13 protein-coding genes are annotated in these 12,944 nt (G+C 63.2%); 1 reads left to right on the top strand and 12 read right to left on the bottom strand.

Going from position 1 to position 12,944, the window contains the following annotated elements:
- Positions 1-8: 8 nt before the first annotated feature.
- The 9 genes from JWQ24_RS03925 to JWQ24_RS03885 form a co-directional block, all read right to left on the bottom strand.
- Complete coding sequence (locus JWQ24_RS03925; RefSeq protein ID WP_299804617.1) at positions 9-893, bottom strand: branched-chain amino acid ABC transporter permease; 885 nt, start codon at positions 891-893, stop codon at positions 9-11.
- 52 nt (positions 894-945) lie between these two features.
- Complete coding sequence (locus tag JWQ24_RS03920; protein WP_299804613.1) at positions 946-2,199, bottom strand: ABC transporter substrate-binding protein; 1,254 nt, start codon at positions 2,197-2,199, stop codon at positions 946-948.
- Between the two features lie 61 nt (positions 2,200-2,260).
- Positions 2,261-4,654, bottom strand: coding sequence for a xanthine dehydrogenase family protein molybdopterin-binding subunit (locus JWQ24_RS03915; protein ID WP_299804610.1), 2,394 nt, complete (start codon positions 4,652-4,654; stop codon positions 2,261-2,263).
- On the bottom strand, positions 4,651-5,136 hold the full coding sequence (locus tag JWQ24_RS03910; protein ID WP_299804607.1) for a (2Fe-2S)-binding protein: 486 nt from the start codon (positions 5,134-5,136) through the stop codon (positions 4,651-4,653). The genes JWQ24_RS03915 and JWQ24_RS03910 overlap by 4 nt, the downstream gene beginning before the upstream one ends.
- Positions 5,133-6,014 (bottom strand): xanthine dehydrogenase family protein subunit M, encoded by an 882-nt coding sequence (locus JWQ24_RS03905; RefSeq protein ID WP_299804605.1) that lies wholly within the window; start codon positions 6,012-6,014, stop codon positions 5,133-5,135. The genes JWQ24_RS03910 and JWQ24_RS03905 overlap by 4 nt, the downstream gene beginning before the upstream one ends.
- 198 nt (positions 6,015-6,212) lie before the next feature.
- Positions 6,213-6,905, bottom strand: coding sequence for a TetR/AcrR family transcriptional regulator (locus JWQ24_RS03900; protein ID WP_299804602.1), 693 nt, complete (start codon positions 6,903-6,905; stop codon positions 6,213-6,215).
- A 14-nt stretch (positions 6,906-6,919) separates the two neighbouring features.
- On the bottom strand, positions 6,920-7,456 hold the full coding sequence (locus JWQ24_RS03895; protein WP_299804600.1) for a flavin reductase family protein: 537 nt from the start codon (positions 7,454-7,456) through the stop codon (positions 6,920-6,922).
- Positions 7,457-7,466: 10 nt separating this feature from the next.
- The gene (locus JWQ24_RS03890; protein ID WP_299804598.1) at positions 7,467-8,693 is read right to left on the bottom strand and encodes an acyl-CoA dehydrogenase family protein; all 1,227 of its coding nucleotides are present in this window, start codon (positions 8,691-8,693) and stop codon (positions 7,467-7,469) included.
- Between the two features lie 19 nt (positions 8,694-8,712).
- Positions 8,713-9,222: a VOC family protein gene (locus JWQ24_RS03885; RefSeq protein WP_299804595.1), complete on the bottom strand. Its 510-nt coding sequence runs from the start codon at positions 9,220-9,222 to the stop codon at positions 8,713-8,715.
- A 219-nt stretch (positions 9,223-9,441) separates the two neighbouring features.
- Between JWQ24_RS03885 and JWQ24_RS03880 the strand changes: the two genes are divergently transcribed.
- The gene (locus JWQ24_RS03880; RefSeq protein ID WP_299804593.1) at positions 9,442-10,275 is read left to right on the top strand and encodes an alpha/beta fold hydrolase; all 834 of its coding nucleotides are present in this window, start codon (positions 9,442-9,444) and stop codon (positions 10,273-10,275) included.
- A 10-nt stretch (positions 10,276-10,285) separates the two neighbouring features.
- Here the strand turns inward: JWQ24_RS03880 and JWQ24_RS03875 are convergent, their stop codons facing one another.
- From JWQ24_RS03875 to JWQ24_RS03865, 3 genes are all read right to left on the bottom strand, one after another.
- The gene (locus tag JWQ24_RS03875) at positions 10,286-11,059 is read right to left on the bottom strand and encodes an SDR family oxidoreductase (RefSeq protein ID WP_299804590.1); all 774 of its coding nucleotides are present in this window, start codon (positions 11,057-11,059) and stop codon (positions 10,286-10,288) included.
- Positions 11,056-12,363, bottom strand: coding sequence for a histidinol dehydrogenase (gene hisD / locus JWQ24_RS03870; RefSeq protein WP_299804588.1), 1,308 nt, complete (start codon positions 12,361-12,363; stop codon positions 11,056-11,058). Before hisD ends, JWQ24_RS03875 begins: the two co-directional genes overlap by 4 nt.
- 72 nt (positions 12,364-12,435) lie before the next feature.
- Positions 12,436-12,855: a heme-binding protein gene (locus JWQ24_RS03865; RefSeq protein ID WP_299804585.1), complete on the bottom strand. Its 420-nt coding sequence runs from the start codon at positions 12,853-12,855 to the stop codon at positions 12,436-12,438.
- Positions 12,856-12,944 lie beyond the last annotated feature (89 nt).

Genomic DNA, 12,944 nt, shown 5'->3' with positions numbered 1-12,944 from the left:
TATCGACCTTAGCTCATGAGTCCGGCACGGCCGAAAAAGCCCTGCGGACGGATCAGCAACACAACGGCCATCAAGGCGAAGATCGAGACCTTCGCCATTTCCGGCGCGAACAACGACGTCATGCTGACGACGACACCAACCAACAGGCCCGCGATCACCGCACCGCCGATCGACCCCATGCCGCCGACTACCGTGACGACAAACGCTTCCGCCAGAATGTTGGCGCCCATTTCCGGAATCACGCCCTGCAACGGGGCGGCCAGCAATCCGGCAAGGCCCGCGATCGCGGTGCCGATGCCGAACACATACAGCCAGACGCGGCCGACATCGACGCCGAGCACGCGGACGATCTGCGGATCTCGCGCGCCGGCACGGATGATGAGGCCGAAGCTGGTCTTTTCCAGAAACAGCCACAGCGCCAGCAGCACCGCGACGGCGGCGCCGATCACGAACAGCCGGTACAGCGGGAAATAGCCGACGCCGATATTGACCGCGCCCTGCAGCAGGTCCGGCGTGTCGAACGGATAGCCGCTCTTGCCGAAGGCGATGCGGATTAGTTCGACCATGATGTAACTGAGGCCAAAGGTCAGCAGCAGCGGGTAATCGATGCCGCGCCCATACAGCGGCCGGATCAGGAAGCGTTCGACGATCATGCCGCTGACGCCGACGATCAGGGGCACCGCCACCAGGCAGAGCCAGAAATTGCCGCCCAGAGACAGCAGGAACAGGCCAACATAGGCGCCGATCATGTAGAACGCGCCATGCGCGAAATTCACCACGGTCAGCATGCCGAAGATCAGCGACAGGCCGATGGCAAACAGCACGTAGATCGCGCCGAGCGCCAGCCCCGTGAAAAGCTGCAACGCGATAAGATCGAAACTCAGGCCGGCCATTCTGTTCCTCCAAAAGCGATGCGCGCCCGCTGCGGGCGCGCATCCGTCTGCATCAAGCCTTGTGACCGAGCGCCGCGCAGCTGCGCAGGTTGGCGTCGTTCGGCGCTTCGGTCTCGACCACGTTGAACACGTCGGCGTCGCCCTTCTGCGGGTTGGCCTTCGACTCGATGATCAGCACCGACTGCACCGACTGGTGATCGCAGCCGCGATAGTATTGCGGCCCCTTGTAGTAGTCGTATTTCAGCGCCTCGATGGCCGCGATCACCTTGTCGGCCTCCAGGCTGCCTGCGGCCTTGGCGCCCATTAGCAGCGTCTTGACGCCGCCATAGCCGAGCGCGCCGTAATCCGATGGCACCTTGCCGGCATGCATCTTGCGGAAGCGATCGTTGAACGCCTTGGCCGAAGCGATTTTGTCCTCGATACCCCAATAATAGGACGTCCCGCCGATCACGCCTTCGAAGGCCTGCGGCCCGGCGGCGATACGGCCGGTGTAGAGCATGATCGGGACGATGATCTTCATCGACTTCTTCATGCCGAAATCAGTCGCCTGCTTCAGCGCGATCTGCTGGTCGCGGCCGAAATTGCTGATGCACAGGATGTCAGGCTTCAGAGCCTGGATGCGCGGCAGCAGCGCCGAGAAGTCGGTTGTGCCAAGCGGATGGCGGATATCGACAAGCGTCTCGACGCCGAATGCCTTGCCGGCCTCCTGGAAGCCGCGAACCATTTCATGGCCGTAGGCATAGTCGGCGGTGAGGAATGCGACCTTCTTGCCGAACTTCGGGAACGCATAGCGGCCGACCGCGCCGGCGGTCATGTGCGGATTCAGCGCCTCGTGGAAGGTGAATTTGCTGAAGTCGGAGACTTCGTTGATGGTATCCGACTGGCTGATCGAGTTGAAGATGATGCCGCGTTCCCTGGTGACGTTGTTCACCGCGAGCTGCACGGCGGCCGACAGGCTGCCGACGATGAAGTTGACCTTCTCCTTCTCGATCAGCTCCAGCGTGCGCGTCGCGGCTTCGCCGGGGTTGAGCTTGTCGTCGCGCACCAGAAGCTCGGCCTTGCGGCCGTTGAGGCCGCCGCCTTCGTTGAATTCAGCGATCGCCACTTCGGCGGCGCGGACCTGGTCCTGCGCTTCGGTGCCATAGGGGCCGGTGAGCGGCACGGGGAAGCCGACCTTGATGGTGGCTTCCTGCGCTTGAAGCAGGTTGATGCGGAACGGCGAGACCGCCAGAACAGCCCCGGCGCCCACGGTCGTCAGCAGGCGGCGGCGCGTAACCAGTCCGGAAGTCGGTGTCTTCTTGGTCATGTGTGTCTCCCTCTGTGTTTTTAAGTGCTGTCGTTTTCGATCAGCTTGGTCGTCGTCTTGGTCAGGCCACTCCCAGCGCCGTGAGAATGAGCCGCGGCGTCAGTGGAATTTCGGTGATGCTTACGTCAAACGGCGAAAGCGCATCGTTCACGGCATTGGCGACGCACGCGGACGCACCGGCCGTACCGGCTTCCCCCGCGCCCTTGGCGCCCAACTCGGTCTCCAGCGTCGGCGACACCACATGACCGATATCGATATCCGGCATCTCGCCGGACATCGGCACCAGATAGTCCGCCATGTTGGCATTGGTGAGCTGGCCGCGCTCGTCATAGATCAAATGTTCGTAGAGTGCGGCGCCCAGCCCCTGCACGACGCCGCCGCGGATTTGCTCGTCGACCAGCTGCGGGTTGATCAGCGTGCCGCAGTCCTCGACCACCCAGTGCCTGAGCAGCGTGATGAAGCCGGTGTTCGGATCGACCTCCAGCCACGATGCCTGCACGCCGTTGGTGAAGGCGAAGGGATAGTCGCGCGGCACAAAGTGACGGGTCGCCATCAGCTCGGCCTGGAAGCCCGGCGGCAGCGTGTCCGGTCGGAAATACACGATCCGCGCCAGCTCATGCAGCTCGATGCGCGGCTGGCCGCCGGCCATATCGACCACTGCATTGTCGACGATGTCGAGATCGCCGGGTTTGGCCTGCAGGATGGCGGCTGCGACATCGAGGATGTTCTTGCGCAACGCCTTGGCGGATTGCAACGCCGCCTCGCCGCCGATGCCGGCGCCGCGCGATGCCCAGGTGCCGCCGCCATAGGGCGTGTTGTCGGTATCGCCGAGAATGACACGGACACGGTTCATCGACACGCCGAGCACGCTGCCGACGATCTGCGCCGTCAGCGATTCCGAACCCTGGCCCTGTTCGGTGAGGCTGGTCTGGCAGATCACCGCGCCGGTGGCGTCGAGCCGCACCGTGACGCCGTCCTGCGACGAGATGCGCGCGCCGCCGACGCCGTAGAACGCCGCGGCCGGATTGGTGACCTCGATGAAGCTGGCGATGCCGATGCCGCGATAGATGCCCTTCTTGCGCAGTTCGGCTTGCTCGGCGCGCAGCGCGTCGTAATCCATCATCGCGAACAATTTGTCGATCGAGGCCTGATGCGACAGCGCCTCGAACTTCATGCCCGACGGCGAGGCACAGGGATAGGCGTCGTCGGCGATCAGGTTCTTGCGGCGGATCGCCACCGGGTCCATGCCGATGCGGCGCGCGGCGAGATCAACCAGCCCCTCGGTGACCGAACAGGCGATCGGATGGCCGACCGCGCGATACTGGCAGGTGACGTTCTTGTTCTGGAACACGACCCGGGCGCGCGCGCGATAGTTCGGCGCGGTGTAAGGGCCGCCGACCAGATTGACGACCTGATTGGCCTCGATCGCGCTGGTGCGCGGATACATCGAATACGGTCCAATGCCGGTAAGATCGTCGATCTCGAAGCCGGTGATGGTACCGTCGTTGTTGACGCCGATACGGCCCTTGCAGATGTGGTCGCGGGCATGGATGTCGGTGTTGAAGCTCTCAACGCGGTCGGCGACGAATTTGACGGGGCGACGCAGCAACTTCGACAGCGCGTAGGTCGCCATCTCGTCGGCGTAAATATGCACCTTGATGCCGAACGAGCCGCCGACATCCTTGCAGACGACGCGCACCTGCGCCTCTTCGAGACCGAGGTGCTTGGCGGCGATATTCTGCACCATGTGCGGCGCCTGGGTGCCCTGATAGATCGTCAGGCGGGCTTCACCGGGATTCCAGTCGGCCAGCACAGCGCGCGGCTCCAGCGTCACGCCTGTGTGGCGGCCGAACACGAATTCGGCCTCGACGACTTCGTCGGACTCGGCAAAGGCCTTATCGATCGCACCGGCATCGAGATTGCGCTCGAAGGCGAGATTGTCGCCGAGCACGGGATGGATAACAGGCGTCTCGGCATCCAACGCGGTGCGCATGCTGGTGACCGGCGTCAGTTCTTCGTAGTCCACCGACATCTGCTCGGCGGCGTCTTCGGCGAGCGCCCGGCTGGTCGCAACGATGGCGGCGACGGCTTCGCCCTGCCAGCACGCGCGATCGACGGCGATGGCGTGTTGCGGTGCCGACTTCAAGCCCTTGAGATGGGTGAGCACGCCGACCCACGGTGTAATCACCTCAGCCAGTTCGGGGCCCGTGACGACAGCAATCACGCCCGGCATCGCCTTGGCCGCGGTCACATCTATGTTGACGATCTTCGCATGCGCATAGGGCGAGCGCAGGAACACGACATGCGCCATCCGCGGCAGAGTCATGTCGCTGACATACTGCCCCCTGCCCTGCATCAGCCGGTCGAGGTTAGGCCGCGGCACGGTCTTGCCGATGTAGGAATTCGGGCGATCCAACACCGACAACCCGCGGTTCTGGTCGAGACCGTCGCTCATGATGCGCCTCCGTTGCGCGCAAGCGCGGTCGCGGCGACCGCATCGACGATGGCGTGATAGCCGGTGCAGCGGCAGTAATTGCCGGACAGATGTTCGCGGATCTGTTCGCGATCGGGCGCTGGCTCGTGCCGCAACAGGTCCTGCGCGGTCATCAGCATGCCCGGCGTACAGTAGCCGCATTGCAGCGCGTTGCGATGACGGAACGCGGCCTGCAGATCGACGACCTCGCCGCTGTCGGACAAACCTTCGATGGTCTCGACCGCCATGCCCTGGGTCTGCACCGCCAGCACCAGGCAGGAACGGACGATCTCGCCATCAACACGTACCGTGCAGGCGCCGCAGACGCCGTGCTCGCAGCCGACATGGGTTCCGGTGAGGCCCAGTTGCTCGCGCAGGAAATCGGCAAGGTTCTGCCGCGGCAAAACCTGCGCCTCGACGCGCTCGCCGTTGACCGTCAGGTCGATCGCTACGGGACCGGTCATGCCGACCTCCTGATCTCAAGGTCGGGCCTGCGCAACAGCGTCGCGACGCATAGCGACAGAAGTTGCCGCGCCATGTGACGACGCATCGCGGCGGAAGCTTGCTGGTCTTCCTCAGGCTCAAGCTCGGCATCCAGCGCAGCCTGCGCTGCCACCAGCATGGAGGACGTCACCGGTCCGCCAACCAACTCACGGGCGCAGGACGCCAGCAGCGGTCTGTCGCCAACGGCGAAGAAACCGAGCCGCAGATCCGCGAAACCATCACCCTCCAGCACGGCCGATGCCGCCAGTCCAACGATCGCGTAGTCGCCTTTGCGGCGGCAGTATTCGTGGAAGAAGTGCGCATTGTTGGATTGCGCCACCGGCAACTCGACAGCGACCAGCATTTCGTCGGCGGCCAGCGCGGTCTCGTAGATGCCGGTGAAGAACTCCGCAGCCGGAATGCGGCGCTGGCGTTGCGCGTCCTGGGCCACGATCACCGCGTCGAGCGCTACCATGCAGGCCGGCATTTCCGATGCTGGATCGGCGTGGGCCAGGTTGCCGCCGATGGTGCCCTTGTTGCGAATGGCGGGGTGCGCGACATGCGCCATCGCCTCGGTGAGCAACGGCGCGTGGACGGCTATCTCCGGCGAGCGCAGAATATCGACATGTCGGGTGAGCGCACCGATCCGAACCACACCGTCGGCGATCGTGATGCCACGCAACTCATCAAGCCCGCCGATATCGATCAGCCATTCCGGAGCCGACAGCCGCAGATTGAGGGCCGGCAACAGGCTTTGACCACCCGACAGCAACTTCGCCGCCTCGCCGTGTTCGGCAAGCAGCACAAGCGCATCCAGGACAGTCGACGGTTTGATGTAGCTGAAAGCCGAAGCTTTCATTAGGTAGCCTCCCGTGGTCCACTTGGCGGGACCTGACGGTATTAAAGAGCGGACCACCTGAAAGGTCAAGTTTATTTATCGATCGATTATTTCGCAATCGAAAGTTGCCTGCGGCGGCGAGGCCTCACGGAAGGCATGCGGCGACATGCCGCGACGCACAAAACGCCAGCTGCGAACGCGGCAAAATGGCGCGCGACGTCAGTCCCGGGCCATGTCGTTATCAGCGCGCTTGTCGGTTTCCTTGGCGGCCGCGAAGATCTTGGCGACGCCCGCCAGATAGACGTCCAGAGCTGAGGAGATCATGTCCTCCTTGCTCTCGAGCACCGGCGATTCGTAGATGTACTTGCGGACGCCGTAATAGAAGATGCCGCCGTGGAATACCCAGGCCATCTCCATCTCGGACGCCGTCGGCTTGGCGCGCGTCGATAGCCCGGCCTCGACGCGGCACTCCCTAATGATGCGGGTCAGGATCTTGTCGCCGACCACGCCGACATAGGAACGGTTGATGTCGAGCCCCTTGAGGCCGGAAAACAGATAGATCCGCAGCCACGTCCGGGTGAAGATGGCATCGGTATAGGTGTTGTAGAAATACTGCAGCCGTTCGCGAACCGGCTTTGATCTGTCGGACAGCCGCTTCTCCCAGTCGGTCTCGAGCGGTTCGAGATAGACGGTACGGTAGACTTCCTTGATCAGGTCGTCCTTACTGGGAAAATAGCGGTACAGTAGCGGCTGGGTAACGCCGAGCCGGCGCGCCAGCTCGCGCGTGCCGCCGTCAAAGCCCTCATCGGCAAAGAATTCGGTGGCCTTTCGGATGAAGTCCTTGCGGCGGTCATCGGGCGACAGCCGCTTTCGCTTTTCCCTCGCGGCAGGCGGGGTGGTCTTCTTGGCCATGCAGCACGCTCGATCTAGCTTTCGGCGACGAATTTTCCGAAGCCGCCCTGCGCGAACAGCAGGGGTTCGCCCCCGTTGTAGCTATAGGCCTCCACCGCACCAAGAAAAATCACATGGTCGCCACCATAATAGCGGTCGGCGCTGCGACATTGGAACGTGGCGACGGTGTCGGCCAAAATCGGCGCATCGCCAAGGCCCGCGGTCCAGGACACCCCGGCGAACTTGTCCTTCGACGGTGTCGCGAATTGCCTGGCAAGCGCGCGCTGCGACGCACCCAACACGTTGACTACGAAGTGGCTCGCATTCTGGAAATTCGCCATGCTGGGAGAATGCGACACCAGGCTCCACAGAATCAGCGGCGGATTGAGCGATACCGACGCGAACGAATTGCAGGTCAGCCCGACCGGACCGCCGTTCTCGCTGGCCACCGTGATCACCGTCACGCCGGTCGCATAGTTCCCCAACGCCTTGCGAAAATCGCGGGGATCAAGCACCGAGTTGTCGCGCGCATATTCATTCTCGGGATTGTTTGGATGTGACGCTGTTGTCATCCCGCATTTCCTACAAGGTCAGGTTTTCCGAGGGCAGATCGAGCGCGACACGGCCGTAATTGGTGCCGGCGGCGTCGAAGCTGAAGGCGATGTGAGCGGCGATCGCGTGCGCATCCCTGAACTGGCGTTGCAACGCGCCTGACGTAAAGAGGCCGCGGGCGCCGCTGGCGGCAAACAGCAGCGACACCGCTTCGGTGCACAGATTGACCGAGTACGCGCCGTCGCGGCGATACCTGGTTTTCTCCGCCATCTCCGGAATGTAGCCGCGCCGCGCGTCCTCCATCGCATCGATGCAGGTCCGGCGCATGATCAGCCGCGCGGCGTCGATCTTGGCCGAGGCCTCCGCAACCTTGATCTGCGTGGTCTGGAGATCGCTCAGCTTGGCGCGGTTGTAGGTCGAAGCACGATGCCGCGCGATGCCTACATAGTCGTCGAGGCAAGCCTGCGCATTGCCGAGCGCGGCCCCCGACAGCACGAAAGCGAACAACGCGAACACCGGCAACGCGTACAGCGCGTTGGGATTGTCGATGCTGCCCGGCGACGGCCCACCCCCGATATCCTGTACGGCCAGCGTCATGTGGTCGGGGACAAAGACATCCTTGACCTCGACATCATTCGATCCCGTGCCCTTGAGGCCGGACGAACTCCAGGTGTCGATGACCGTGTATTCCTCCTGCGGCAGCAGGAACACGCGATACTCCAGGCCGTCAGCCTCATCCTCCGACGAAACGATCCCGGCCAGCATGTTCCACGTGCTGGGATCCACGCCCGACGAAAACGGCCAGCGCCCCGAGAGCCGGTAGCCGCCCGCGACCTTTTTGGCGCGCCCTGCGGGAAACACGAACGATGACGCGATCAGCGCGTCCGGCGCTTTCGTCCACACCGCGTCCTGCGCACGCCGGCTGAACATGCCGAGCATCCAGTGATGACTGGCGAGGTTGACCACGTTCCACGCCACCGACGCGTCGGCCTGCGCGAGAATGTCCGCAAAGTCGACCAGTGCGACGTAGTCAAGTTCCGACCCGCCGACACGCTTCGGCTGCAGAATACGAAACAGGCCGGCGTCGTGCAGGTCCTGTTCGGTTTCCGGCGGCAAGCGACGCATCTCCTCGGTGGTCGCAGCCCGCTCCCGCAATTTCGGCAGCAGATCGCAGGCACGGCGCACCATCTCAGCATAGGCATCGCCGTGGCCGGCCGAACGGCTCCGGGAATCAAGCTTGTGAACGCGGCTCGTCATGGTGACCTCCTGCGCGGGATTAATGCGACGCGATCTTGCTGGCGATGTCCGGCTTCATGTATGGGCGGTCGAGATATAACGACGCCTTCAGGCCTTCGGTATCCTGCGTCGCGAATTCCGACAGCAGCTTCATTTCCGGAATGCGCGAACGATCGAGGGTGGTGACGTCCGGCCAGTCGATCTCGACCAGATTGCCGGAGGGATCGCGCAGATACATCTGCACGCAGCCGTCCGGCAGTTCATTCACCGAGTTGCGGAACGTTGACGAGTCCAGCGCGCCAATCTTCTTGGCGGCCTCGTAAGCCGCCTGGAAATCATCCACGTCGAGCGCGAAGTGCTGATAGGTCGGAATGCTGTCTTCGAGTTCGAACAGATGCAGCTGCAGATCGCCGCAGCGCAGATAACGCGTCTTGAAGCCGAAATTGTAGGTCGGGATGACCTCCATCCCCAGCACCTCGACATAAAACCGCGTCGATTCATCGAGATCGCGCGAGCCGATCGACAAATGATTGAAGCCTGTGACTTTCATTTTTCGCCTCCCATGAATTTATCGATCGATAAATAAATTATGTTGCGGGCGAGCGCAAGTTATTTTCGCGGAAAAATCGCGACAGCGCTTGTCCTTGCTATCTTGCATTGCAATATGATGGGCCCGTCATGGCATTTCGCAACTGGCGCGCGCGTTGCCTTGCTTAGTCGATCGTGCGATCAGGCCTCTAGGTCACCCGTATCGCACCGGAGACATTTCGTGCATCTGGAACTCATATCCATCACCACCGACGCCGAACCGCTCGACGGCATTTTCTACACACCGACATCCTGCGAAACCAAAGCCGCCGCTTTGCTGTTTCACGGCAACTGCCACAATTTCTACACCGGACCGTCGCGGTTCCTGCCGCAGGTGCTGGCGGCGCAGGGCATCGCCTGCCTCGCCTTCAACCGCCGCGGCCACGACATGGTGACCTCGCTGCATGGTCGCACGATCGGCGGCGGCTCGTTCCAGCTCGCGCGCGAGGCAATCGCCGACAACCGCGCGGCGTCGGACTGGCTGACGGCGCACGGCCATCTCAACCCTATCGTGATCGGCCACAGCAACGGCGGCATGCTCGCCGCGCAGCATTGCGCCGACGACTACGGCCAGCCGCGCGCGCTGGTACTGATGTCGGCGCATGTCGGCGGCACCGAGAACGTGCCGCAGATGAGCAAGGCCGGCATGTTCGCGAGGGATAGCCTGACGGAGCTGATGGCGCAGGCCGAAGTGATGGTCGCGCGCGGCGCCGGGCGCGAGTTGATGTTGCTGCCGGACTGGTGGTGGGTGATCAGCGCCGAAAGCTTTCTCGACCGCGCGCGCCATACGCCGAGCACCGTCGGCAATGCCCCGAAAGTGAAATGCCCGTCGCTGTATCTGCGCGGCGACCAGGAGGCCCCGGAGTCCTATCCCGTCGAAGCCTTCGCTAGAGCGGCCGGCGCGCCGTGCGAAGCCCGGATCATTCCGAACTGCGATCATTTTTACACCGGCCACGAGGACGACGTCGCGCAGCAGATCATGAGCTGGATCGTGCAGACCTGCAAGCTCGGCTGACCGGCCGGACTTAGTCGGCGGTCCAGCCGCCGTCGATCACCAGCGACGATCCCGTCATCAGCGATGAGGCGTCGCTGGCGAGGAATACCAGCGCGCCCATCAGGTCCTCCACCTGGCCGAGCCGACCAAGCTTGATCTTCGACAACACGCTGTCGCGGAACGTAGCGTTTTCGAAGAACGGCTTGGTCATCGGCGTCTCGATGAAGGTCGGGCACAGCGTGTTGCTGCGAATGCCGTACGGCGCGAGGTCGATGGCCATCGACTTGGAAAAACCCTCCATCGCCCATTTCGACGCGCAATAGAGCGAACGGTCGGCGCCGCCGACCTGCCCCATCTGCGACGACATATGGATGATCGAGCCGGCGGTGCCGGCCGCACGCATCTTCCGCGCCACCGCCTGCGCTGCGAAGTAGGCGGCGCGAACGTTCAAATTCATCACGAGGTCGAAGTCCACGACCGGAACGTCAACGAAGTTGTTCGGCCGATTGGTCCCGGCATTGTTGACCAGAATGCTGTACGGCTCCGCGGCATCGATCGCTGCGGCAAACGCCGTGAGATCCGTAACGTCGAGCGCGAGGCTTTGCGCCTGGTAGCCACGCTCACGTAATGCAGCGGCGGCATCGTCTACCTCCGCGGACGTCCGTGCGCACAGCGTGACATCAGCGCCGTGCTCAGCCAGAGCGGCGGCGGCGGCCAGACCGATGCCGCGCCCGGCGCCGGTCACCAGCGCCCGTCGACCATCGAGCCGGAACGACGGCGTGGATGGCAGCGTGACCTGGCTCATTCCGCAGCGCCGCCATAGGGAATGTTGCGGCCGCCGTAGCGGCGAACGCGGACATTGGCCTGTTCGGCGTGGCCGACAAAGCCTTCCAGCAGGCAGAGCCGCGAACAATAGGCGCCGATCATCGCCGACGCCTCATCGGTCAGTACCTTCTGGTAAGTAACGGTCTTCATGAATTTTCCGACCCAGAGGCCGCCGGTGTAGCGCGCCGCCTTGGCGGTCGGCAGCGTGTGGTTGGTGCCGATCACCTTGTCGCCGAAGGCGACGTTGGTGCGCGGCCCGAGGAACAGCGCGCCGTAGTTTGTCATGTTCTTCAAGAAGTAGTCGGGATCGCGTGTCATCACCTGCACGTGCTCGGAGGCGATGCCGTCGGCAACCTCTACCATTTCCTCTTCGGAAGCGCAGACGATCACTTCGCCGTAATCCTCCCACGCCTTGCGGGCGACGGCGGCGGTCGGCAGGATCTGCAGCAGACGCTCGATCTCAGCCATCGTGTCCCTGGCCAGCTTTGTCGAATTTGTCAGCAGGATCGCCGGCGAGTTTGGACCATGCTCGGCCTGCCCCAGCAGATCGGTCGCGCAGATCTCGCCATCGACGGTGTCGTCGGCAATTACCAGCGTTTCGGTCGGGCCGGCGAACAGGTCGATGCCGACGCGACCGAACAACTGGCGCTTGGCTTCGGCGACATACGCGTTGCCGGGACCGACCAGCATATCGACCGCGGCCATCGACTGCGTCCCGATCGCCATCGCGCCGACGGCCTGAATGCCGCCGAGACAGTAGATCTCGTCGGCGCCGGCCAGATGCTGGGCAGCGACGATCGCAGGCGCGGGCTTGCCCTGGTAGGGCGGCGCGCAGGTGACGATGCGGTCAACGCCGGCGACCTTGGCGGTGATCACCGACATATGCGCCGAGGCCAGCAGCGGATACTTGCCGCCGGGGACGTAGCAGCCGACCGAATTGACCGGAATGTGTTTGTGACCGAGCACGATGCCTGGCAGTGTTTCGACCTCGACATCCTTCATCGAGTTGCGCTGGTGCTCGGCGAAATTCCGCACCTGCGTCTGCGCGAACTTGATGTCATCGAGATTGCGCTGCGACAATTGCGACAGGCAATCCCTGATCTCGGCATCGGTCAGCCGGTAGTCGGCGCGATCCCACTTGTCGAACTTCACCGAGAGTTCGCGAACCGCGACGTCTCCGCGCCGTTCGATATCCGCCAGCATCGCCTCGACGGCGACGCGGACATCATGATCATCTTCGGCGCGCAGCGTCGCATCGCGACCGCGCTTGAGGTACTGCGCCATAGGTGGCCTCCCTGAAATTTTTAATTATCGCGCGATAATTACCATGCGAATGGACCGTCGACAAGAGTCCCCTCAGCTGGCTTGCGCCGCGCTGATGCCGGCGAATGCGCAGACTTCATCATTGTCCGACGTATCGCCGGAAATGCCGACCGCGCCGATCACATGATTGTCCGCGTTGCGAATGAGCACGCCGCCGGCGACCGGAACCATGCGCCCGCCGCTGGCCGCAGCCAGCGCACCGAAGAACACCGGCATTTTCTGCGAACGCTCGCCGAGCTCGCGAGAGTCAAAGCCCATGCCGAGCGCGCCGTAGGCCTTGCCGCTGGCGATTTCGACGCGGAAGATTCCGGAATGATCCTCGCGCTTCAGCGCAACGAGATGGCCACCGGCATCGAGCACCGCAACGGTGAGCGGAGCGAGTTTCAGCTCCCTGCCCTTTTTCAGCGCGGCGTCGATCAGGGTTTCCGCATAGTAGAGCGTCAGGAAGGTCATGTAATATCCTTGGCTGAAGGCTTCGAGATCAACGGCGGCGCGCGTGCAGCGCGGTAAACGAGACCATTGCGGCAACCGGAGAAATCTGT

Origin of the sequence: Tardiphaga sp. (assembly GCF_028290495.1) — a bacterium.
GTDB lineage: Bacteria > Pseudomonadota > Alphaproteobacteria > Rhizobiales > Xanthobacteraceae > Tardiphaga.
This window is presented reverse-complemented; position numbering and strand designations above follow the sequence as displayed.

Excerpts from the sequence above, each read along its gene's own strand:
- hisD (WP_299804588.1), bottom strand. The coding sequence starts at position 12,363 with ATGGCGCAGTACCTCAAGCGCGGTCGCGATGCGACGCTGCGCGCCGAA.
- JWQ24_RS03910 (WP_299804607.1), bottom strand. The coding sequence starts at position 5,136 with ATGACCGGTCCCGTAGCGATCGACCTGACGGTCAACGGCGAGCGCGTC.
- JWQ24_RS03905 (WP_299804605.1), bottom strand. The coding sequence starts at position 6,014 with ATGAAAGCTTCGGCTTTCAGCTACATCAAACCGTCGACTGTCCTGGAT.
- JWQ24_RS03920 (WP_299804613.1), bottom strand. The coding sequence starts at position 2,199 with ATGACCAAGAAGACACCGACTTCCGGACTGGTTACGCGCCGCCGCCTG.
- JWQ24_RS03890 (WP_299804598.1), bottom strand. The coding sequence starts at position 8,693 with ATGACGAGCCGCGTTCACAAGCTTGATTCCCGGAGCCGTTCGGCCGGC.
- JWQ24_RS03925 (WP_299804617.1), bottom strand. The coding sequence starts at position 893 with ATGGCCGGCCTGAGTTTCGATCTTATCGCGTTGCAGCTTTTCACGGGG.
- JWQ24_RS03875 (WP_299804590.1), bottom strand. The coding sequence starts at position 11,059 with ATGAGCCAGGTCACGCTGCCATCCACGCCGTCGTTCCGGCTCGATGGT.
- JWQ24_RS03900 (WP_299804602.1), bottom strand. The coding sequence starts at position 6,905 with ATGGCCAAGAAGACCACCCCGCCTGCCGCGAGGGAAAAGCGAAAGCGG.
- JWQ24_RS03915 (WP_299804610.1), bottom strand. The coding sequence starts at position 4,654 with ATGAGCGACGGTCTCGACCAGAACCGCGGGTTGTCGGTGTTGGATCGC.
- JWQ24_RS03885 (WP_299804595.1), bottom strand. The coding sequence starts at position 9,222 with ATGAAAGTCACAGGCTTCAATCATTTGTCGATCGGCTCGCGCGATCTC.
- JWQ24_RS03865 (WP_299804585.1), bottom strand. The coding sequence starts at position 12,855 with ATGACCTTCCTGACGCTCTACTATGCGGAAACCCTGATCGACGCCGCG.
- JWQ24_RS03895 (WP_299804600.1), bottom strand. The coding sequence starts at position 7,456 with ATGACAACAGCGTCACATCCAAACAATCCCGAGAATGAATATGCGCGC.